The following is a 21,124-nucleotide window of genomic DNA, read 5'->3' on the forward strand; positions in this document are numbered from 1 at the left end:
ATGACGGGACGACGCTAGGCCTGGTCGGACGACCCCGCATCCGCAACGCCCTCGTCGCGCAGCCTCGGCTCGGTCCGGCGTGCCGGGACGAAGCCCGACTTGTCGGCGTAGAACGCGCGCACGACGTCCATGTCGGCACGCACGTCACCGGTCAGGGTCAGCGTCGGCCCCAGGCCCGCCGTCATCGTCGTGCGGTCCACGTACCCCAGGGTCACCGTCAGGCCCACAGCCCGCGCGATGCGGTAGAAGCCCGACTTCCAGCCGGAGCCGGACCGGCTGCCCTCGGGGGTGACGACGAGGTAGAACTGCTCACCCGCGGCCATGCGCGCCACCATGTCGTCCACGAGCCCCGCGGGGTTCCGCCGGTCCACGGGGATCCCACCCAGCGCGCGCATCAGCGGCCCGGCCGGCCCCTGGAACAGGGTGTGCTTGCCCAGCCACTTGAACGTCAGCTCGGCCTCCCACGCGATCGCGAGCATCAGGACGAAGTCCCAGTTCGACGTGTGCGGTGCGCCGAGGATGATGCCGGAGCCGTCGCGCGGGACCCGTTCCGTGCGCAGCGTCCACCGGCTCACCCGCCAGAACGCGCGGGCCGCAGCCCGCCGCACGCTCACGGCCGGGCCCCCGCGGGCAGGTCGACGTCCCGGCACAGCAGCAGCAGCGTCATGTCGTCCTTCGAGTCCGGGTCGGAGCAGTCCGCGACGACCTCGTCGATGTCCACCGGCACGGTCGGGTCCGGCCGGTCGAAGTGCTGGACGAGCCGGTCGATGCCGTCCGCCAGCGCGGTGGTGCGCGAGTCGACCAGCCCGTCGCTGTACAGCACGATGCCGGCGCCCGGCTCCAGGTGCAGTTCCACGACCTGCGGGTCGCCGGACCCCACGCCCACGGGCCGGTCCACGCGCATCGGCAGCAGCGTCGCCTGGCCGTCGGCCGTGAGCCGCAGCGGGCGGGGGTGGCCGGCAGCGCCCACGGAGGCACGGCCCGTCAGGGGGTCGACGACGACCACCGCGACGGTCGCCATGTCCTCGGGCATCGTGCGGCGGGCGAGCTCGTCGATGTCGAGCAGCGCCTCGCGCACGTCCTGGGACTTCATGAGGTAGGCACGCAGCGCGTTGCGCAGCTGGCCCATGGCGGCAGCCGCGCCCAGCCCGTGCCCCGCGACGTCGCCGACCACGACCGCGAGCCGCCCGTCGGGCAGCCGGAGGGCGTCGTACCAGTCGCCGCCGACCCGCCCGCCGGCTGCCGGCACGTACCGCGCCTGCAACGCCCAGCCCGGCACCGTCGGCAGGTCGCGCGGCAGCAGGGAGAGCTGCATCGTGTGCACGGCCGTCATCTGCCAGCGGTTGCGCACGATGATGACCTCGAGCAGCCGGCTGCGCAGGTCCTCGACCGCCCGCACGTGCTCGGGCGCCCAGGGCTCGCACCTGCCGCGCACCTCCTCGCGCCACTGGTCGAACGACTTGCGCGGGCTGAGCCGCACGTCGTCACCCTCGCGGCGGGCGATCGCCTTGTTCTGGGGGTCCCCGCCCCAGTAGATGTCCCGCACCTGCTCGCCACGCAGCCAGACGACCACCTGGTCGTCGGGCAGCCGGACCGCGAGGAGACCCGCGACGCCGGGCATCGACGCCGCCAGCGCAGGGTCGCTCACGCCCAGGGCGGAGCGGACCGTGACCGGCTCGGGCTGGTCCAGCACCCACGCGCGCAGCGCGGCGACGTCCACCGCCGCGTCGCCCGCCGTCGCGGTCCGGCCATCGGCCACGACGACCAGACCGTGCGCAGGCACGACGGACAGCAGGCCCGGGCCGTCCCCGGCGAGCGCCTCGGCGAGGCCATGGTCGTGGTCGCGCGCGACGCGCAGGACGCGCGCGATCTGCGCCTGGGCCGCGAGCTCGCGCTCCAGCTCGCGGTCCTGCGCGCGTGCCACGAGCCGCAGCGACAGCGCCGACCCCAGGAACTCCGCGGCCGCCCGCACGCCGTACGGCACCGCGTGCGGGCCGGCGTAGTGGTGGCACGCGACCAGGCCCCACAAGCGGCCGTCACGCAGCAGCGAGATCGACATCGACGCGCGCACGCCCATGTTGCCGAGGTACTCCAGGTGCACGGGCGAGACGCTGCGCAGCACCGAGTGCGTGAGGTCGAGCGGCTCACCCGAGGCCTCGTCGACCGCCGGGACCAGCGGGGAGGGCGCGTACGCGACGTCGGGGATCAGCCGCAGCCAGTTGGTCTCGTACAGCGCGCGGGCCTGGGCCGGGATGTCCGAGGCCGGGTAGTGCAGCCCCAGGAACGAGTTGAGGTCCGCGCGGCGGGCCTCGGCGACCACCTCGCCGCTGTACTCCGCGTCGAACCGGTAGACCATCACACGGTCGAACCCCGTGAGCGCCCGGACCTCCTGCGCCGCCACGTCGTACAGCTGCTCCAGGGGACCGGCGTGGTTGAGGCGCTCCAGCGCGCCGCGCACCGCCTGGTAGGTGTTGGGGAACGAGAACGGGCGCGGGCCCTGGGCCGTCTCCAGCTCCACGACCAGCAGGTTCCGGCTACCCGTCGCCACGCGGTGCAGGATCGCGTCCGCGACGACCCCACCCGTCGGCCCCTCGACCTCGACCTCCACCGGGTTGCGCGCACGCAGGTCGCCGAACGTGCGCACGTGCGCCCGCAGGACCCTTTCCGCAGCGGTCCCGACGACGTCGGCGAGCGGAGCGCCCAGCGCGTCAGGCACCGCGACACCCGTCAGGTCGGTGACGTTCGCCGACACGTGCCGCACCACCAGGTCCGGCTCCGAGACGGCGATCAGGACGCCGTGCGGCTGCACCGAGCCCGGGACGCGGATCGGCTCGTCCGCGCACGTGTCGAGGTCGGGCATCGCCGTCCCGTCCGTCATGCGCTCCCCGTCCCCCGGCGCGCAGCGCGCGCTCACGTCCCCGGTGAGGCTAGTCGATGACCTGTCGGCCGGACCCGTGAGGCGTGCAGGTTCCGCCGGTCAGTTGTCGAACGGGGCGTCGAGCCACGTGTCGGACGGCGGCACGAGAGTCTCGAGCTCGTCGAAGAGGTCGTCGGGGAGCACCGCCGCGGCCGCAGCGAGGGTCTGGGCGACCCGCTCCGGTCGCGACATCCCGACGATCGTGGCCGCGAACCGCTCGTCGCGCAGCGAGAACTGCAGCGCCGCCGTCCTCAGGTCGGTGCCGTACCGCGCGCACACGGCGCGCATCGCGTCGACCGCCTCCAGCAGCGCCGGCGGCGCAGGGCGGTACCCGTACGACGCCGCATCCCCCGGGCCGCGGGCCAGGATCCCGCCGCCGTACACCGCGGCGTTGAGGACGCCCATGCCCTGCGCGCGCGCCTCGGCGATGATCGCGCCGGCGGACCGGTCGACCAGCGTCCAGCGGTTGTGCACGAGGAGCACGTCGAACACGCCGAGCGCCAGGTAGCGCGCGATCTCCTGCACGCGCCCACCCGCGAGCCCGATCGCCCCCACGGCGCCCGTGTCGCGCAGCTCCACCAGCGCCTCGACCGCCCCGTCGGGGCTGGTCAGGTCGTCGAACTCGTGGAACTCCGGGTCGTGCAGGTGCACGAGCGGCAGGTGGTCCAGACCGAGCCTGCTGCGTGACTCGAGCACCGAGCGGCGCACGCGCTCGCCCGAGTAGTCGCCGCCCTCCGGGTCCACCTTGGTGGCGATCACGTACCCCGGCGGCAGCCCGCCGGCGGCGGTCAGCGCGGCCCCGATGCGACGCTCGCTCTCACCGCCCGAGTACCCGTTGGACGTGTCGATGAAGCGGATGTCGCTCTGCAGCGCCGCCCGCACGGTGTCGATGCCCAGCTCCGGCGAGACGTCGTGCCCGTAGTTCTCCGGCATGCCGCCCAGCGGGCTGCCGCCGAGCGCGAGGGCGCTCACGGTCAGCCCGGTACCCGGCAGGGGGCGTAGCCAGCCGGCACCCCCCGGCACGTGGCGTGCAGTCATGGTTCCCCCCGGCGTCGACGTGGCTGCGGCGTGGCGGCCCGTCAGCCGCCCAGGAACGCCTTGAGCAGCGGACCTGCCGTGGTCGAACCGTAGTCCCCCTCGCCCACGAACACGGCCACAGCGAGGTCACCCTGCAGGGCGATCATCCAGGCGTGGTTGCGCAGCTCCGCGTCCTGGCCGAACTGCGCCGTACCGGTCTTGGCGAGCACCGGCCCACCCGGGACGTCGGCCAGCAGGCCGGCGCCGCCCTCGGTGACGACCGCCCGCATCATCGCCTGCAGCGCGGCGGCCTCGTCGGCCGTGAGCGGCAGCGCGGGCGGCAGGTCCGCCGCGTCGTCCGCCGCGTCGTCCGCCGGCTCGTCACTCGTCGCGGCCTCGTCCGCGCGCGCGACCAGGGTGGGGACGACCGTGCGACCTGCCCCGACCGACGCCGCGACGGTCGCCATCCCGAGCGGGGACGCGAGCACCTCGCCCTGACCGATGACGGAGGCGGCGTGCGCCGTCGCCGACGCGTCGTCCGGCACGGTCCCCAGGAACGCGGGGAACTCCAAACTCGCGGCCGGCTCGAGGCCCAGCGACCGTGCGGCGGCGAGCAGTGCGCCGTCACCGGCCAGGTCACGGGAACCGATGAACGCCGTGTTGCAGGAGTGGGCGAACGCCGTCCGGAACGGCACGTCGCCGAGGGCCGCGGTCGGGTAGCCGGGGAAGTTCTGGAACGTGCGGCCGTCGACCGTGGTCGTCGGCGGGCAGCTCACCGAGGAGTCGGGCGTCAGGCCGCCGCGCAGGTAGGCCAGCGCGCTGACGACCTTGAACGTGGACCCCGGCGCGTACTGGCCGACCGTCGCGGTGGACAGGCCGCCGCTGCCGGGACCGTTCGCGGCCGCGAGCACCTCGCCCGTCGACGGTCGCAGCGCGACGATCGCCGACGCCGGCTCGAGGGCGCCGAGGACGTCCTCGGCGCGCTGCTGCAGGGCGGGGTCGAGGCTCGTGCGCAGCGGCTCGCCCGCGACGGGTGGCACGTCGAGCAGGACGCGCGCGGCGCCGGACTCCTCGGCGACCGCCTGGACCACGACACCCGGGGTGCCGCGCAGCTGGGCGTCGTACTGACGCTGCAGCCCGGACAGCCCCGTCTTGTCACCCGCGACGACGGCGCCCTGCGACGCCTCGACGATCTCCGCGGTCGCCTCGCCGACCGTCCCCAGGATCGCTCGCGCGAACGTGCGCGTCAGCGCGAGCGGCAGCTCGTCCGCGACGACGTTGACGCCGGGCAGGGCGTCCAGGGCGGCGACGTCGTACCCGGGGTCGCCCGCCCGCACGACGATGGCCTCGACGAACGCCTGCGGCCCCGCCGCGGCGACCCGCTGCGCGTACGCGTCCGCGTCCATCCCGAGCGCGGCGGCCAGCGCACGGGCGGCCGCGTCCGGGTCCGCCTGCGCCTCGGCGACGTGCTGCTTGTCGATGCCGATCCGGGAGACGGGCCGCTTCTCGACGAGGGGGGCGTCGCCCTGGCCCAGGACCGGGCCCCGCTCGGCCGCCCGCCGGCCGACGGTCAGGCGCTCGCCCGCGGTCAGGTCGGGCGCCAGCAGCGGCAGCGCCCAGCGCACCCGCCACGGCTGCTCGTCGTCGTCCTCGTCGCGCACCAGCTGCGCCGTCGCGGTGTACGTCCAGTCCTCGTCCGTCCACGGCACGTCCCACGCGACGGTGAGGGGCGCGGTGGCGGTCAGCTCATCGTCGGCGAGGGTCACGTCGCCGACCGTGACCGTGGCGACCGCCTCCCCGAGCCCTTCGACGACCGCGGTCCGTGTGGCGGCCAGCTCCGCGGGTGCGGGGGCGTCGGCGGCGAGCGGCACGGCGGCGAAGTCCCCCGACTCGAGCGCGGAGGCGAGCGCCTCGGCGGCCGGGCGCGCGTCCGGCTGCCCCGCGCTGCAGCCCTGCACCGTCACCACCGTCAGGGCGAGCACCGCGCCCGTGGCCGCCCACCGTCGGGCACGGGCCCGTCCCGTCGTCAGCGCCGTACCCACCGTGATGTCCTCCTGTCGTGTGCCCCGCGTCGAGCCCTCGGACCGGGCGGGCGCGCACGACGTCGTGGCGCCACGCGGGGACGGTCCGAGCCTGTCACCCCGGCAGGCTCGCACGGCACGGTTTTGCTCGGATCTTCACCCCTCCTCCCCAGCCGGGAGTGCCCCGCACGGTCCCCGTCGTGCGCGTCGGCCCGGCCACCGGGTCAAATCCGAGGTTCCGGTTGCATCTGGACGCACGTCCGGGTGACGATGCGCTCATGGACGCAGGGGGACGGCCAGAGCAGACGGCGCGCGTCGACCCGCCCGACTCGCTCGGGTGGCTCGACCCGCGCGACCGCAGGCAGGCGGCATCGGTGCTGGCAGCCGCCCTCGCGGACGACCCCGGGTACACCCACCTCTTCCCCGTCGACGCGCGGCGCAGGCGCGAGCTGCACGAGGTGTACCGCATGACCCTCGCCGACGGCCTGCGTCACGGCCGGGTCCTGGCCACCAAGCTCGGCGACGAGGTCACCGGCGTCCTGGCGATCTACCCGCCGCGGACCTACCCGATGACCGTGCGCCGCTGGCTGCGGCAGACCGGCCGGGTGGCGCGCATCGCCGCCCACACGCGCGAGCACAGCCCCGGGATCATCCGGTTCGGTGACCTGACGTCGCGCGGCGTGCCGACGGACAGCTGGTACGTCGAGGCGTTCGGCGTCCGCCCCGACCTGCAGCGCGCGGGGCGCGGCAGCGTGCTCCTGCGGCGGTTCCTCGCCGACCTCGACGCCATGGGCGCCCGGTCGTACCTGGAGACGACCAACCCGACGAACGTCGGTTACTACCAGCGGCGCGGGTACACCGACGCGCACCCGGTCGTGCCGCTGGCGCCGCGGGGCCCGCTCATCTACCCGATGTCCCGCCCCGCACGCCCGCTCGCCTGACGACGCGGCACGGCACGACGCGGCGCCGGACGGCCCCGGCACCTCAGGGCAGGGGCGGCCCCTGACGCACCCGCGCGCGGAGCGCCTCGGGCGTCGCGGTCGACGGGTCCCACAGCGCGTCGATGAACCAGGTGGCCCCGGCCTCGGCGAGCGCGGCCAGACGGTCGCGCGCCGCGCCGCGGTCCGCGGGCAGCGCACCGTGCAGGACGACGTCGAACGGTCCGGCGTCCGCGGGCCGGTGCTCCCGCACCCACGCGACGACCTCCGCGACGTCCTGGGGCTCGAGCTCCTGCTCCGCGCGCTCCCCCCGGTGCTGCGGCACGACGCCGTCGTAGCGGATCGCGCGTCCCATCGACCGGTCGGAGGGGAAGGCACCCACGACCCACAGCGGGATGCGCGTGCGCCCGTCGGGACGCGCGACCGGGACGGGCCGCAGCTGCATCCCGTCGACGTGCAGGTGCGTCCCGTCGACGTCGAACCGCTCGCCGGTGAACGACCGGTCGAGAAGCGTCAGCGCGTCGTCGAACCGCTCGGCTCGCTCCCGGAGCGTCGCGGCCTCACCGGCGACGCCCGCGACCGCGCGGTCCATCGGCACGCCCAGCCCCACCGGCAGGACGAGCCGGCCGCCCGACAGGTGGTCCACGGTGACCGCCTGCTTGGCGAACACCCACGGGCGCCGGCGCGGCAGCGCGAACACCAGAGCCCCGAGCGTGACGCGCTCGGTGCGCACGGCGGCCGCCGCGAGCACCGCCCACGGGTCCCACGCGTCCATGCCCTCGAGGTCCACGCCGTCCCAGGTGAAGAACCCGTCCCAGCCGTGCTGCTCGACCTCGACCGCGAGGTCCACCACCTCGTGCACCGTCCCGAAGCTGCCCACGAACCCGAGCCTCATCGCCGCCCCCTCGCCGCGTGTCCACGGGCCGTGGTGCGGCCCGCACCGACGTTATCGAAGCCCTCCGACAGCGGAGTAGCCTCTGGCCCGTCCGGCGGGTCTGCCTGCAGGTCCGCCGGACGAGGCCACCGTCGCCACCTCGGACGAGCGTCCGTGTCGGCGGCGACACGGTCCGTTCCTCGGTGGTGGGATCGCGCGGGGACGCTTACCGTGGCCGGGCAAGGTCGCACGGGGAGACGGACGCGGGTGCGGGCGAGGAGCCGGGAGGGGGTGCGGGAGATGAGCGACGAGTACCGGTTCACGTCGCCCGACGCCGCCGACGGCATGCGCCTGCCCAGCACCCCCGCGCCGTTGCCGCCGCCCGCGCTCCCGCCCGACGACGCGCTCACCCCGGCAGCGGCCGGGCGCTCCCTGCCGGCCACCCGGCCCGGGGCCGACTTCGTCCCCGTGCGCCGGTGGGTGCTCGAGCACCCCGTCGAGCTGCGGGCCCTGCGCAGCGACCTGCGCGACCAGCTCACGGCGTCGGTCGCGCCGTCCGACGACGGTGACGGCGTGCCGGACGACGTCGTGCTCGTCACCTCCGAGCTCGCGACCAACGCCCTGGCGCACGGGCGCACCCCGGCGCAGGTGCAGCTGCTCCTCGACGGGCACGAGGTGCTCGTCGTGGTGTCGGACGGCGACACCACGCACGCCCCGGTCCTGGCGAGCGACCGTGAGGCCGGCGAGGGCGGTTTCGGCCTGCAGATCGCTCGCCGCCTGTCGTCCGACGTCGGCTGGTGGGCGGACGCGTCGGGCAAGCACGTGTGGGCGACCTTCGCCGCCCGTCCCACCACCTGAGGGTCCGACCACCCGAGGGATCTTCCCGGACGGGCGCCCCACCCGTGCCCGCATGCGGCGACAATCGACGCATGACGACGAGCGACGGCGTGCTGCGGCTGCGCGGGACGACCCTGGGCGCGGGGACCCCGCGGGTGTGCGTGCCGATCGTGGCGGCGACGCTCCAGGCCGCCGCCGCGGCCGCCGAGGCCCTGCCGGACGGTGCCGCGGACGTCGTCGAGCTGCGCCTCGACCACCTCACCGGCTCGGCCCTCGACCCCGCGGTCGCGCGCGCGGCGGTCGCCGCCGTCCGGGCCGCGCTGCCGGCGACCGTCCCGCTGCTGGCGACGTTCCGCTCGGCCCGCGAGGGCGGGGCGCAGGCCGCCGACGACGCCGCGTACACGGCGGTCGTCGAGGCGGTGACCGCCGACGCGCGCGACGGTGCGGTGACCGCCGACGCGATCGACGTCGAGCTCGCGACGCCCGGCGTGGCCGGGCTCGTGTCGCGCGCGCGGGCCGCCGGGCTGGTCGTCGTCGTGTCGCACCACGACTTTGCCGCCACCCCGCCGGTCGACGAGATCGTCGGGCTGCTGCGCCGTCAGCGCGACGTGGGCGCCGACGTCTGCAAGGTCGCGGTCATGCCGCACGACCCGGACGACGTCCTGGCCCTGCTCACCGCGACGCGCGCGTTCGCGCGGGACGCCGACCGGCCGGTCGTGACCGTCGCGATGGGCGCGCTGGGAGTGGTCAGCCGCCTCGCCGGCGGGGTGTTCGGCTCCGCGATGACGTTCGCCAGCGCCGGGTCCGCGAGCGCGCCCGGCCAGGTGGACGTGGCGCGGCTGCGCGCCGCCCTCGCCCTCCTGCACGACGCCCGCTGAGGACTGACCCGGACCGGGTCTGCCGACAGGGTCGCGCCCTCAGTCGCGCAGCTCGGGGTGCAGCACGCCGAAGAACCGCGCGAGCACCGCGCCCTCGGGCCGCAGCGACGGGTCCTCGTCCCGCCCCTCGAACGCGTCGGCGAGGGCCACGACGCGCGAGGCGAGCTCCTCGAGCTCGTCGGGCGTCGCCCACAGCCGCTGGGCGGTCAGGACGGTCGTCCGGACGCGGCTGGGGTCGGCCGCGCGCGGATCGGCGAAGTAGTCGGCCGCGCGCGCGGCCTCGCGCTGGACGACCACGGCCGCCACCGACGCGACGTCGCGGATGGACGCGACGTCGGTCGGGTCGGGCTCCAGGCGCCGCGAGGGGTGCACCGGGCGCCAGGGCTTCTCCCGGCCCCTCGGCTCGGCACGCTCGACGAAGCCGGCCTTCTCGAGGCAGCGCAGGTGGAACGAGCAGTTGGCGACGGTCTGGTCGGTGCGCTCGGCGACCTCGCTCGCGGTCGCCTCGCGCAGGTCGTCGAGCAGGTCGAGGATCTCGACGCGCAGCGGGTGCGCGAGCGCGCGCAGCACGGCGGGGTCGGACGTGCGCAGCGCCGGGGTCGGTGCCGGCGGCGGGGTGGTGTCGGTCATGCGGCTCTCCTGATGGCGGTCAGAGCACACGGGTGCGCAGCTGCGCCTCGGCGAGCAACCGGTCGCGGCGGTAGGACTCGAGCTCGGCGGTGCGGTCCCACGTGCCGGTGCGGCGTGGGACGCGGGGGGTGCGGGCGGGGTGGCGGGGCGTGCGGTTCATGGCGGTCCTCCTGTGCGGTCGTCTCTCACGCTAGGACCTGCAACAGTCCTTGCGCAAGATTTATTGCGCAAGGACTGTTGCGACTCTGCCCCTCGTCAGACGTCCTCGGGGTCGCCCGCGTCCTCGTCGTCGCCCTCCCCCGGGTCGTGGAGCATGTGCGAGCGCACCAGCTCGTGCCGCTGCACGTACGTGTTGGCCACCGCCTGGACGGTCGCCGCGATCGGCAGCGCGAGGAACGCCCCCAGCGCGCCGAACACCGCACCGAACGCCAGCACGACGACGAACGACACCGCCGCGTTCATCTCCAGCGCGCGCGCCGACACCTTGGGCGCGAGCCACAGGTTCTCGATCTGCTGGTAGCCGAGGATGAAGGCGAGCACGCCGAGCGCCTGCGGGAAGCCCTGCGACGTCAGAGCCACCGCGACGGGCAGCGCACCACCGATGTAGGTACCGATCGTGGGGACGAACTGCGAGACCACGCCCGTGAAGAGCGCGAGGGGCAGCGAGTACGGCGTGCCGAGGATCGCGAGGAACGCGAAGGTCGTCGCCGTCGCGATGGCCGCCAGCACGATGCGCGTGTTGATGAAGTCCGAGACCTTGACCTGCGTGACCTCCCACAGCCGCAGCACCTCCTGCTGCCGGCCGGGCGTCAGCCACCGGCAGATGGACGCCCGGAACCGCGGGCCCGCGGCCAGCAGGTAGTACGTCACCAGCAGGATCGTCAGTGCCGCGAACACCGCACCGAGGATCGTCGTGCCCACCAGCAGCGCACCCGAGGCGACCTCGCCGCCCCACTCCTCGGCGCCCTGGCGCACGAGCTCGTCCACGGCGGGCACGTCGACGCCGAACCGCGACTCGATCGCCTCCTCCGCCGACGTGTAGAGGTCCGGGACGTAGCCGACGAGCTGCACCAGCTGCTGGACGAAGAGGTTGCCGAACAGCGCGAACACCACGATGGTCACCGCCAGGCCGCCCAGGAGCGCCGCCGCTGCCGCCCCGCCGCGCTTCCACCCGTGCCGCACGAGCCACACGACGATCGGCTCCAGCGCGAGCGCGATGAAGAACGCGATCAGCAGGTTGACCAGCAGCCCCTGCAGGGCGCCGAGCGCGCCCCACGCGAAGATCCCGACGAACACGGCGAGCACCGCCATCGCCAGAGCCTTGCCCCACCAGCGCGGCGGGCGCCGCGCGTCGTGCTGGAGAGGGCGCGTGCCCTCGTCGCCGGGGGCTGCGGGCGCCCCGAAGACGGGCGTCGCGCCGTACGTCGTGTCGGCCTGCGGCGCGGAGCCGGTGCCGGGGTCGAGCGTGCTGTCGGTCGTCACGGGGTCCTCCGCGGTGGGCGGGCGTGGTGCCCGGGTGCCAGGGGCCGGGCGCGCCTGCCGGTGCGCCGGGTCACACCCTAGGGGCGCAGGTCCGCGCACCGGGGCCGTGGCGCCATGTCGATCCGGACACCGTCAGCGTCGCGACGGCTCCTCGCTGCCCACCTGGTCCCAGCCGCGCCGCGCCGGCCGGGTGCCGAAGCGGTCGGGCCGCGCGCGGTACACGACGTACGGGCGCCACAGGTACCCGACGGGCGCGCTGAACACGTGCACGAGCCGCGTGAACGGCCACAGCGCGAACAGCAGCATCGCGGCCATGCCGTGCAGCTGGAACCCCAGCGGCGCCTCGGCCATGAGCTCGGGGTACAGGTCGAACCGGAAGATCCCGCGGAACCACACCGAGACGCCCTCGCGGTAGTCGTACTCGCCGCCGAGGTTGAGGATCGACCCGCTGACCGTGTTCCACATCCCGAGGAAGATGACGACCGCCAGCATGAGGTACATGAGCTTGTCCATGCGGGTCGTGGCACGGAACACCGGTCCGACGGTGCGCCGACGGTAGATCAGCAGCACCAGCCCGACGACGGTGCAGAACCCCGCGACGGAGCCGATCGACACGGCGAGGAAGTGGTACGCCGCGTCGCTCATCCCCACGGCATCCGTCCACGACTGCGGGATGCCCAGGCCCATGACGTGCCCGAGGAACACCGCGAGGATCCCGAAGTGGAACAGCGGGCTGGCCCAGCGCAGCAGCCGGCTCTCGTACAGCTGCGACGAGCGGGTCGTCCACCCGAACTTGTCGTACCGGTACCGCCACACGTGCCCCAGCACGAAGATCGCGAGGCACACGTACGGGACGACGACCCACAGCAGGGTGTCGGTGGTCGTGGTCATCGGCGGGCTCCCGGGTCGGTGGCGAACGACGGCGGCGCGAACGGCTCGAGGCCGACCTCCTCGCCCGGCGGCCCCTCGGCCGCGAGTCGCGCGACGGCCTCGCGGTCGTCGCCGTCCAGCGGCGGGAGGGTCGCGCACACGGCCACGAGCGCACCGGCCCACGGGGAGCCCGCGTCGAGCAGCGCCAGACGCAGCAGCTCCAGCCCCGCGCGGTGCGCGAGCAGCAGCCGCAGCCCCGACTCCTGGGTGGCCACGTCACCCGTCGACGCGAACTCCAGGACGACGGCGACGTGGTCCGGCAGCTCGTCGGCCGCGAGCTCGAACCCCGCGGCGCGGTACGCCTGCTTGTACTCGACGAGCGCGACGCCGCGCTTGCGGGTGTCGCCGTAGGAGTAGTAGCTCAGGTACGGCGAGCGGCGGCGCGCGAGGTCGAACGTCTCGACGTACTGCGCCGCGAGCGCGGTGGCCGGCTGCGTCTCGAGGTGGTCGACCACCTGCGCGAGCGGCGTTCCCAGGTGGGGCGGGAGCGTCGCGACGGCCGCCCGCAGGTCGGGCAGCATCGCGAGGAGGTCGGCGCCCGGATAGTCCAGGAGCAGCGCGGCGACGCGGTGCACGAGCGCGGTCTGGCGGGTCGCCGCGTGGTGCGCGGCGGTCCGGCGCGCGAGCCGTCTCACGCCCGGCCCCCGTCGCTGCCGGTCCCCTGCGGGGTGCCGCCGTCAGGGTCGGGCTTGGGCGGGAACATCCCCGGCGGCGAGCCCTTGCCGTCCCAGTTGAGCAGGTTGACGCGCGCCTTGCGCGTGTCGGGGTCGGCCACGGTGTCCGTCGTCTGGCGCTGCTGCAGCATGTGGAAGTTCTCGACCGCGATGGGGTCCTGCCCGCCGGAGCCCTCCCCGAACGGCCCGGAGCCGCCCATGCCGGGCCCGCCGTCGTAGTCGAGGCTGCACTCGGTGGCCAGCTCCTCCAGCCCGTGCGCCTGCTCCGCGTGCGTCGCGGGGATGACGTACCGCTCGTCGTACTTGGCGAGCGCGAGCAGCCGGTACATCTCGTACATCGTCGCCTCGTCCATGCCGACGGACGCCGGGATCCGCGGGTCGCCCGCGCGGCCCATGTTGAGGTCCCGCATGTACGAGCGCATCGCCGCGAGCCGCTTGAGCACCGCCGTGACGGGCGCCGTGTCACCGGCGGTGAACAGCTCGGCCAGGTACTCCACGGGGATCCGCAGGGTGTCGATCGCGGCGAACAGGTGGGAGCTGTCCTCGGAGTCGACACCGGTCTCCTGGACCACGTCGACGACCGGGGAGAGCGGCGGGACGTACCAGACCATCGGCAGCGTGCGGTACTCCGGGTGCAGCGGCAGCGCGATCTCGTAGGTGCTGATGAGCGACCAGATCGGCGAGCGCTGCGCGGCCTGCACCCAGTCGTGCGGGATGCCCGCGCGCTCGGCCTCGCGCTGGACGTGCGGGTCGTCCGGGTCGAGGAACACCGCGCGCTGGGAGGCCAGCAGCTCGCGCTCGTCGGTCACGGACGCGGCGGCGAGCACCTTGTCCGCGTCGTAGAGGACCAGGCCGATGTACCGCAGCCGTCCGACGCACGTCTCCGAGCAGACCGTCGGCAGGCCGACCTCGATGCGCGGGAAGCAGAACGTGCACTTCTCGGCCTTGCCCGTCTTGTGGTTGAAGTAGACCTTCTTGTACGGGCAGCCGGTGACGCACTTGCGCCAGCCGCGGCACGCGTCCTGGTCCACCAGGACGATGCCGTCCTCCTCGCGCTTGTAGATCGCCCCCGACGGGCACGACGCGGCGCACGACGGGTTGAGGCAGTGCTCGCAGATGCGCGGCAGGTAGAACATGAAGGTCTGCTCGAACTCGAGCTTCACCTTGTCCGACACGCGCCGCAGGATCGGGTCGGCCGTCGTCAGCTCGGGCGAGCCGCCGAGGTCGTCGTCCCAGTTGGCGCTCCACCCGACCCGCATGTCCTTGCCGCTGAGCAGCGACTTCGGGCGGGCGACGGGCGTGTACTCCTGCAGCGGCGCGTTGGTCAGGCTCTCGTAGTCGTACGTCCACGGCTCGTAGTACTCGTCGATCGACGGCTGCTTGGGGCTCGCGAAGATCGTCAGCAGGTTCCGCAGCCGGCCCCCGGCCTTGAGCTGCAGGCGCCCGCGCTTGGTGAGCGCCCAGCCGCCCTCCCACTTCTCCTGGTCCTCGTAGGTGCGCGGGTAGCCCTGGCCGGGGCGCGTCTCGACGTTGTTGAACCAGACGTACTCGGTGCCGGTGCGGTTGGTCCACGCCTGCTTGCAGGTCACCGAGCACGTGTGGCACCCGATGCACTTGTCGAGGTTCATGACCATCGCCATCTGGGCCATCACCCTCATGTGGTCACGCTCCGCACTGCGCTCGTCCCTCGCTGCGTACGTCGCCGTTCGGTCATCAGTACTCCACCTCCTGCGAGCGGCGACGGACGACCGTGACCTCGTCGCGCTGGTTGCCCGTGGGACCCAGGTAGTTGAAGGCGTACGCGAGCTGCGCGTACCCGCCGATGAGGTGGCTCGGCTTGATGAGCAGCCTGGTCAGGGAGTTGTGGATGCCGCCGCGCCTGCCGGTCCTCTCGGACCGCGGGACGTCGATCAGCCGGTCCTGCGCGTGGTACATGTACACCGTCCCCTCGGGCATGCGGTGCGACACGATCGCGCGCGCCACCACCACGCCGTTGCGGTTGACGGCCTCGACCCAGTCGTTGTCGCGGATGCCGACCTTGGCCGCGTCGCGGTCGCTCATCCAGATCCCCGGGCCGCCGCGCGAGAGCGACAGCATGAACAGGTTGTCCTGGTACTCGGAGTGGATGGACCACTTGTTGTGCGGGGTCAGGTAGCGGACCGTCACGCCGAGGCCCACGGCACCGTCCACCGCCCCGACGTCGCCCACCGCGTTCTCGTCGAACAGCGCCTGCATGTTCAGCGGCGGCCGGAACACCGGCAGGCTCTCCCCCAGCTCGGTCATCCAGTCGTGGTCCAGGTAGAAGTGCTGCCGGCCCGTCAGGGTGTGCCACGGCTTGAGCCGCTCGACGTTGACGGTGAACGGCGAGTACCGCCGCCCGCCGTGCTCGGTGCCGGACCACTCGGGCGACGTGATGACGGTCGTCGGCGCGGCCTGCGTGTCGGCGAACGTGACCTGCTTGCCCTCGTGCTCGGCGGCCAGGTCCGCCATCCGCGTGCCCGTGCGCTTCTCCAGGGTGTGGAAGCCCTGCACGGCGAGCCGGCCGTTGGTCGTGCCGGACAGCGCGAGGATCGCCTCGCACGCGTGCACGTCGCGGGACAGCAGCGGGCGGCCGTCCGCGACGGCGCCCGGCGCACCGGCCGGGATGCGCGCGACGCCGTTCTTGCGCCGCAGGTAGTCGACCTCCTCCGTGACGTCGAACGTCACGCCCTTGGTCGTCAGGCCCTGGGTGTCGGGGATCGGCCCGAGCGTCGCGAGCTTCGCGGCGACGGCCGGGTAGTCGCGCTCGACGACCGCGAGCTTGGGCATCGTCCGGCCCGGGACCGGGTCGCACTCGCCCGCCTTCCAGTCCCGCACCCGCCCGTGCGGGTTGGCCATCGCGTCGGGGGTGTCGTGCGTCAGCGGCACCGCGACGACGTCCTGACGGACCCCGAGGTGCGTCACCGACTGGCGCGAGAACTCGCGGGCGATGGTGTGGAAGATCTCGAAGTCCGTGCGCGTCTGCCACGGCGGCGCGATCGCCGGGCTGAACGAGTTCACGAACGGGTGCATGTCGGTGGTGTTGATGTCGTGCTTCTCGTACCAGGTGGCCGCGGGCAGCACGACGTCGGAGTAGACGGTCGTGCTCGTCATGCGGAAGTCCAGGGACAGGAGCATGTCGAGCTTGCCCTCGGGCGCCTCGTCGTGCCAGACGACGTCCCGGGGCCGGGCGTCCGGCGGCGCCGGCGTCGCCAGCAGGTTCGAGTCCGTCCCCAGCAGGTGGTGCAGGAAGTACTCGTTGCCCTTGCCCGACGAGCCGAGCAGGTTGGCCCGCCACACCGTCAGGACCCGCGGGAAGTTCTCCGGGGCGTCGGGGTCCTCGGCAGCGAACCGCAGGCGGCCCTCGGTCAGCTCGCGCGGCACGTACTCGCCCACCGGCAGACCTGCCGCCTCGGCGTCCGCCGCGAGGTCCAGGGGGTTGCGGTCGAACGTCGGGTACGACGGCATCCAGCCCATGCGCGCGGACTTCGCGATGACGTCGGCGGTCGTCAGCCCCGCGAACGCGCCGCCCGTGCCGGGGGTGGCGGCCGTCAGGGTGTCCGCGCTGAACGGGTCGTACCGGAACTGGTCGGTGTGCAGGTACCAGTAGGCGGTCTGGATCATGGTGCGCGGCGGGCGCGCCCAGTCGTTCGCGGTGGAGTACATCTGCTGCCCGGTGCTGGGCCGGACCTTCTCCTGGCCGACGTAGTGCGCCCAGCCGCCGCCGTTGACGCCCTGGCAGCCCGTGAGCGTCGTGAGCGTGAGGAACGTGCGGTAGATCGTGTCGGAGTGGAACCAGTGGTTGGTGCCCGCGCCCATGAGGATCATCGAGCGGCCGCGGGACTCCTCGGCGTTGGCCGCGAACTCCCGCCCGATCCGCTCCGCCTTGGCGGCCGGCACACCCGTGAACTGCTCCTGCCACGCGGGCGTCCCCGGCTGCGACGCGTCGTCGTACCCCGTCGGCCACTCCCCCGGCAGGCCGTCGCGCCCCACGCCGTACTGCGCGAGCAACAGGTCCAGGACGGTCGTCACCAGCAGGTCCCCGACGCGCCGGACCGGCACGCCGCGCCGGGAGACGCCGGCCGTGCCGTCGAGCGAGTCGAAGCGCGGCAGCTCGACCAGCACCGACTCGCCGCGTCCGGCCTCGCCGATCACCGCGCCGCCGGCGCTGAGCTGCGGCTCGACGTCCCCCAGGTCGAGGTTCCAGTGCCCGACGCCCTGCTCGCCGTACCGGTGCCCCAGGGTGCCGCCGGGGACGACCGGCCGCCCGGTGCGCGCGTCGAGCAGGACCGTCTTGAACGCCGCGTTGTCGCTGAGCGCCTCCGCACCCGGCAGGTCCTCCGCCGTGAGGAACTTGCCCGGCACGTACCGGCCGTCGCGCTCCTCCAGACGCACCAGGAACGGCAGGTCCGTGTACCGCCGGACGTAGTCGGCGAAGTACGGCACCTGCCGGTCGACGAAGAACTCCCGGAGCGTCACGTGCCCCATCGCCATCGCGAGGGCGCCGTCCGTACCGGGCGCGACCGCGAGCCACTCGTCGGCGAACTTCACGTTGTCCGCGTAGTCGGGGCTGACCGCCACGACCTTCTGCCCGCGGTACCGCGCCTCCGCCATCCAGTGCGCGTCGGGTGTGCGCGTCACCGGCAGGTTCGAGCCCCACATGATGAGGTAGCCCGCGTCCCACCAGTCGCCCGACTCCGGGACGTCCGTCTGGTCCCCGAAGACCTGCGGGGAGGCGACGGGCAGGTCGGCGTACCAGTCGTAGAACGACAGCATCGGGGCACCGATCAGCGCGTGGTACCGCGCGCCGGCGCCGTGCGACACCATCGACATCGCGGGGATCGGCGAGAACCCCGCGACCCGGTCCGGCCCGTACCGCTTGATGGTGTGGACCTGCGCGGCGGCGACCATCTCGACCGCCTCGTCCCACGTCGCGCGCACCAGCCCGCCCTTGCCGCGGGCCCGCTTGTAGCGCCGCGCCCTGGCCGGGTCGTCCACGACGTCCGCCCACGCGAGCACCGGGTCCCCCAGGCGTGCCCGCGCCTCCCGGTACATCTCGAGCAGCACGCCGCGCACGTACGGGTAGCGCACGCGCGTGGGCGAGTACGTGTACCAGCTGAACGCCGCGCCGCGCGGGCAGCCCCGCGGCTCGTACTCCGGGGAGTCCGGGCCGACCGTCGGGTAGTCCGTCTGCTGCGACTCCCACGTGATGATGCCGTCCTTGACGTACACCTTCCACGAGCACGAGCCCGTGCAGTTGACGCCGTGCGTCGAGCGGACGACCTTGTCGTGGCTCCACCGGTCCCGGTAGAACGTGTCGGCGTCGCGCCCGCCGATCTGGTGCAGCGTCCGCAGGTCCTGCGAGACCTCCGCCTTCTGGAAGAACCGCCGCGTCCGCAGCAGGGCCTGGGTCACGTCGCCGTCGAGCCGGGGCGGGTCGTTCTGCAGGGTCACGGTGCGAGGTCCTTCCGGGTGGTCGGGTCCTGCGGGGCGTGCGACGTGCAGGTCACGCGGGAGCGCGCCCCGCGCGTGCGGAGCGGCGGACGGGACCGCGCGTGAACCACGCGGTGAGCAGCGCGACGACGGCCAGCAGGCCCAGGCCGATCGTGTAGTCGCCGGTCCTGTCGTAGACCGCGCCCATGACGAGCGGCGGCACGAACCCGCCCAGGCCGCCCGCGGCGCCGACGAGCCCGGTCACGGCCCCGACCTTCTCGGCCGGGGCCAGGAGCGCGACCAGCCCGAACACCGCCCCCGAGGACGCGCCCAGCAGGGCCGCGAGGCCGAGGAACGCGATCGTGCCGATCGGGATCAGCGGCAGCTCGACCGCCGCGACCGCCGCGAGCACGGCGACACCCACGAAGCACACGACGAGGACCCTGGTCGCGTCGTACCGGTCGGTCAGCCCGCCGCCGACGGGCCGCATGAGCACCGCCAGGACCACGAACCCGGCCGTGCGCAGCGCCGCGTCCTCCTGCGCGAGGCCGTACGCGTTGACCAGGTACGTCGGCAGGTACACGCTGAACGCGACGAACCCCCCGAAGCCGAGGGCGTACAGCACCGACAGCTGGCCGGTGGCCGGCAGCTTCGCGGTCGCCCACGTCCGCGCGAGGAACGAGCCGCGCGCCGCGGTACGGCCGGGGGCGTCGCGCACCAGCAGCGCCGCGACCACCGCGTACACCGTCAGGACGCCCGCGACGATGAGGAACGGCGCCTCGGGGCTCACGGCGTTCGCCAGCCGCACGGTCGTGAACGACGACACCGCGGTGCCGCCCATGCCGATGCCGAAGATCCCGAGCGCCGTCCCGCGCCGTGCCGGCGGGTACCAGGCGTTGACCAGCGGGACGCCGATCGCGAACGCCGTGCCGCCCAGCCCCAGGAAGAACCCGCCGACGATCAGCGCCTCGAAGCTCTCCGCGACGAACCCGACGTACAGCACCGGCAGGACCGTCAGGATGCTGACCGCCGGGAACATGACGCGCGCGCCGACGCGGTCCGTGAGCGCGCCCACCGGGATGCGCCCGAGCGACCCCACGATCACCGGCACCGCGACGAGCGCCGACTGCTGGAAGGCCGTCAGGTCCAGCTGGTCGCGGTACGCCGAGCCCAGGGGGCTGATGAGCGCCCACGCCCAGAAGTTGAGGAAGAAGCCGACCGTCGCCAGCACGAGGTTGCGGGTGGAGCCGGTCGGTGCGGTGCCCGGTGGTGTGGGTGCGGGCGCGGGGGGCGGGGCGTGCGATGCCGTGCCCGCACGTGCGTCGTCAGGTCGGATCACTGGGCGCCCCCGCTCAGACCGCATCGTCTGCATCCCGCTCCGCCGAAAGTAGCACCGCCGTCACGAGTGCGACATCCGCGGAGGATCCGGGCGCGGGACGCCGTCGAACGCGTGCACGCGCTGGCCGATGTGAGCCCCGGAGGGGTGTGTGCCGCGCCCGTCAGACCACGGCCGCGGCCCGACGCGGCCGGGCGCCGACCGCGAGCACGACCAGACCGACCGCCAGCACGAGCAGCCCTGCCACGGCACCGCCCGACAACCGCTCGCCGAGCACCGCCAGCCCGAGCACCGTCGCGGTCAGCGGCTCCGCGAGGGTCAGCGTCGCGACCGTCGGCGCCCCGAGCCGCGCGAGCCCGTACCCGAACAGCACGTAGGCCGCGGTCGTCGTGACGAGTCCCAGCCACAGCACCGTCGCGAGCCCCGCGGGCGACGTCAGACCGCCCGTACCGACGACGGCGAGCACGCCCAGACTGAGCACGCCCGCGACGCCGAACACCGCGCCCATGGCGGTCGTGGACGTCCAGCCCGCATCGATGAGGGCCGCGCCCGCAAGCGTGTACAGCGCGTAGGCCGCCCCCGCGCCCAGCGACGCGAGCACCCCGACGACGTCGAGGCCGCCGCTGGTCCCCGCGCCCGGGTCGCCCGGTGCCAGGCCCAGGACGACGACGCCCGTGGTCGCCAGCCCGGTGGCGACCAGCCACGACCGCCCGGGGCGCCCGCGGCCCAGCGCCCACGTCGCCAGGCCCGTCAGGACGGGTGCCGAGCCGAGCGCGACGACCGTGCCGACCGCGACGCCGTTGCGCGCCGTCCCGAGGAAGAACGCCGGCTGGTACGCGAGCACCCCCAGCGCCCCCACGACCACCCCCCACCCCGCCCCCCGGGCGCGAGAGTGCAATCCAGCAACCCCCCACCCCCACCCCCGCCCGCGAGAGTGCAATCCAGTCACGTTCGCGCCAGGCCGGGCGCGCGCGACGAGCGCTGCGACCAGCGCCAGCGCGATCCCTCCGACCGCGATGCGTGCCGCACCGAGCGCGACCGGGTCGGCCGACGGCCCGAGCGCCTGCGCGGTGCCGGTCGTGCCGAAGCACACGGCCGCGAGCAGGACGGCGAGGATCGCGGGCACGCCAGATGGTCGC

17 protein-coding genes are annotated in these 21,124 nt (G+C 74.2%); 3 read left to right on the forward strand and 14 right to left on the reverse strand.

Features of this window, described 5'->3' with window-relative positions; genetic code table 11:
* Positions 1-14: 14 nt before the first annotated feature.
* The 4 genes from NP048_RS17950 to NP048_RS17965 form a co-directional block, all read right to left on the reverse strand.
* Positions 15-614, reverse strand: a complete 600-nt coding sequence (locus tag NP048_RS17950; protein ID WP_227576681.1) for a 1-acyl-sn-glycerol-3-phosphate acyltransferase — start codon at positions 612-614, stop codon at positions 15-17.
* The gene (locus NP048_RS17955; RefSeq protein WP_227576682.1) at positions 611-2,878 is read right to left on the reverse strand and encodes a SpoIIE family protein phosphatase; all 2,268 of its coding nucleotides are present in this window, start codon (positions 2,876-2,878) and stop codon (positions 611-613) included. Before NP048_RS17955 ends, NP048_RS17950 begins: the two co-directional genes overlap by 4 nt.
* 99 nt (positions 2,879-2,977) lie before the next feature.
* Complete coding sequence (locus NP048_RS17960) at positions 2,978-3,955, reverse strand: aldo/keto reductase (protein ID WP_227576683.1); 978 nt, start codon at positions 3,953-3,955, stop codon at positions 2,978-2,980.
* A 41-nt stretch (positions 3,956-3,996) separates the two neighbouring features.
* Positions 3,997-5,976, reverse strand: a complete 1,980-nt coding sequence (locus tag NP048_RS17965; RefSeq protein ID WP_227576684.1) for a penicillin-binding transpeptidase domain-containing protein — start codon at positions 5,974-5,976, stop codon at positions 3,997-3,999.
* A gap of 257 nt (positions 5,977-6,233) precedes the next feature.
* Here NP048_RS17965 and NP048_RS17970 point away from each other — a divergent pair, with 257 nt between their 5' ends.
* Complete coding sequence (locus NP048_RS17970) at positions 6,234-6,896, forward strand: GNAT family N-acetyltransferase (protein WP_227576685.1); 663 nt, start codon at positions 6,234-6,236, stop codon at positions 6,894-6,896.
* Positions 6,897-6,939: 43 nt separating this feature from the next.
* On the opposite strand, the gene NP048_RS17975 is transcribed toward NP048_RS17970, so the two are convergent.
* On the reverse strand, positions 6,940-7,788 hold the full coding sequence (locus tag NP048_RS17975; RefSeq protein ID WP_227576686.1) for an LLM class flavin-dependent oxidoreductase: 849 nt from the start codon (positions 7,786-7,788) through the stop codon (positions 6,940-6,942).
* A gap of 279 nt (positions 7,789-8,067) precedes the next feature.
* Between NP048_RS17975 and NP048_RS17980 the strand changes: the two genes are divergently transcribed.
* On the forward strand, positions 8,068-8,625 hold the full coding sequence (locus NP048_RS17980) for an ATP-binding protein (protein ID WP_227576687.1): 558 nt from the start codon (positions 8,068-8,070) through the stop codon (positions 8,623-8,625).
* 71 nt (positions 8,626-8,696) lie between these two features.
* Positions 8,697-9,482, forward strand: coding sequence for a type I 3-dehydroquinate dehydratase (gene aroD / locus NP048_RS17985; protein WP_227576688.1), 786 nt, complete (start codon positions 8,697-8,699; stop codon positions 9,480-9,482).
* Between the two features lie 39 nt (positions 9,483-9,521).
* Here the strand turns inward: aroD and NP048_RS17990 are convergent, their stop codons facing one another.
* The 9 genes from NP048_RS17990 to NP048_RS18030 form a co-directional block, all read right to left on the reverse strand.
* A complete protein-coding gene (locus NP048_RS17990; RefSeq protein WP_227576689.1) occupies positions 9,522-10,112 on the reverse strand; it encodes an ArsR/SmtB family transcription factor in 591 nt (196 codons plus the stop codon).
* 19 nt (positions 10,113-10,131) lie between these two features.
* Entirely contained in the window at positions 10,132-10,272 is a 141-nt protein-coding gene (locus tag NP048_RS17995) for a hypothetical protein (protein ID WP_227576690.1), read from the reverse strand.
* Between the two features lie 95 nt (positions 10,273-10,367).
* Entirely contained in the window at positions 10,368-11,594 is a 1,227-nt protein-coding gene (locus NP048_RS18000) for an AI-2E family transporter (RefSeq protein ID WP_227576691.1), read from the reverse strand.
* Between the two features lie 132 nt (positions 11,595-11,726).
* A complete protein-coding gene (gene narI, locus NP048_RS18005; protein ID WP_227576692.1) occupies positions 11,727-12,485 on the reverse strand; it encodes a respiratory nitrate reductase subunit gamma in 759 nt (252 codons plus the stop codon).
* Positions 12,482-13,159 (reverse strand): nitrate reductase molybdenum cofactor assembly chaperone, encoded by a 678-nt coding sequence (gene narJ / locus NP048_RS18010; RefSeq protein WP_227576693.1) that lies wholly within the window; start codon positions 13,157-13,159, stop codon positions 12,482-12,484. Before narJ ends, narI begins: the two co-directional genes overlap by 4 nt.
* Positions 13,156-14,856 carry a nitrate reductase subunit beta gene (narH, locus tag NP048_RS18015; protein ID WP_227576694.1) on the reverse strand — a complete coding sequence of 567 codons (1,701 nt, stop codon included), beginning with the start codon at positions 14,854-14,856 and terminating at the stop codon, positions 13,156-13,158. Before narH ends, narJ begins: the two co-directional genes overlap by 4 nt.
* Before the next feature lie 55 nt (positions 14,857-14,911).
* Positions 14,912-18,670, reverse strand: a complete 3,759-nt coding sequence (locus NP048_RS18020) for a nitrate reductase subunit alpha (RefSeq protein ID WP_227576695.1) — start codon at positions 18,668-18,670, stop codon at positions 14,912-14,914.
* 52 nt (positions 18,671-18,722) lie between these two features.
* The gene (locus NP048_RS18025) at positions 18,723-19,988 is read right to left on the reverse strand and encodes an MFS transporter (protein ID WP_284439710.1); all 1,266 of its coding nucleotides are present in this window, start codon (positions 19,986-19,988) and stop codon (positions 18,723-18,725) included.
* A gap of 160 nt (positions 19,989-20,148) precedes the next feature.
* On the reverse strand, positions 20,149-21,111 hold the full coding sequence (locus tag NP048_RS18030; RefSeq protein WP_227576696.1) for an EamA family transporter: 963 nt from the start codon (positions 21,109-21,111) through the stop codon (positions 20,149-20,151).
* Between the last annotated feature and the right edge of the window lie 13 nt (positions 21,112-21,124).

This window comes from Cellulomonas xiejunii, assembly GCF_024508315.1.
In the GTDB taxonomy this organism is placed as follows: Bacteria; Actinomycetota; Actinomycetes; order Actinomycetales; family Cellulomonadaceae; genus Cellulomonas; species Cellulomonas xiejunii.

Coding starts and splice junctions, on each gene's coding strand:
- NP048_RS17955 (WP_227576682.1), bottom strand. CDS start 2,878: ATGACGGACGGGACGGCGATGCCCGACCTCGACACGTGCGCGGACGAG.
- NP048_RS17960 (WP_227576683.1), bottom strand. CDS start 3,955: ATGACTGCACGCCACGTGCCGGGGGGTGCCGGCTGGCTACGCCCCCTG.
- NP048_RS17970 (WP_227576685.1), top strand. CDS start 6,234: ATGGACGCAGGGGGACGGCCAGAGCAGACGGCGCGCGTCGACCCGCCC.
- NP048_RS17975 (WP_227576686.1), bottom strand. CDS start 7,788: ATGAGGCTCGGGTTCGTGGGCAGCTTCGGGACGGTGCACGAGGTGGTG.
- NP048_RS17980 (WP_227576687.1), top strand. CDS start 8,068: ATGAGCGACGAGTACCGGTTCACGTCGCCCGACGCCGCCGACGGCATG.
- aroD (WP_227576688.1), top strand. CDS start 8,697: ATGACGACGAGCGACGGCGTGCTGCGGCTGCGCGGGACGACCCTGGGC.
- NP048_RS17990 (WP_227576689.1), bottom strand. CDS start 10,112: ATGACCGACACCACCCCGCCGCCGGCACCGACCCCGGCGCTGCGCACG.
- NP048_RS17995 (WP_227576690.1), bottom strand. CDS start 10,272: ATGAACCGCACGCCCCGCCACCCCGCCCGCACCCCCCGCGTCCCACGC.
- narI (WP_227576692.1), bottom strand. CDS start 12,485: ATGACCACGACCACCGACACCCTGCTGTGGGTCGTCGTCCCGTACGTG.
- narH (WP_227576694.1), bottom strand. CDS start 14,856: ATGAGGGTGATGGCCCAGATGGCGATGGTCATGAACCTCGACAAGTGC.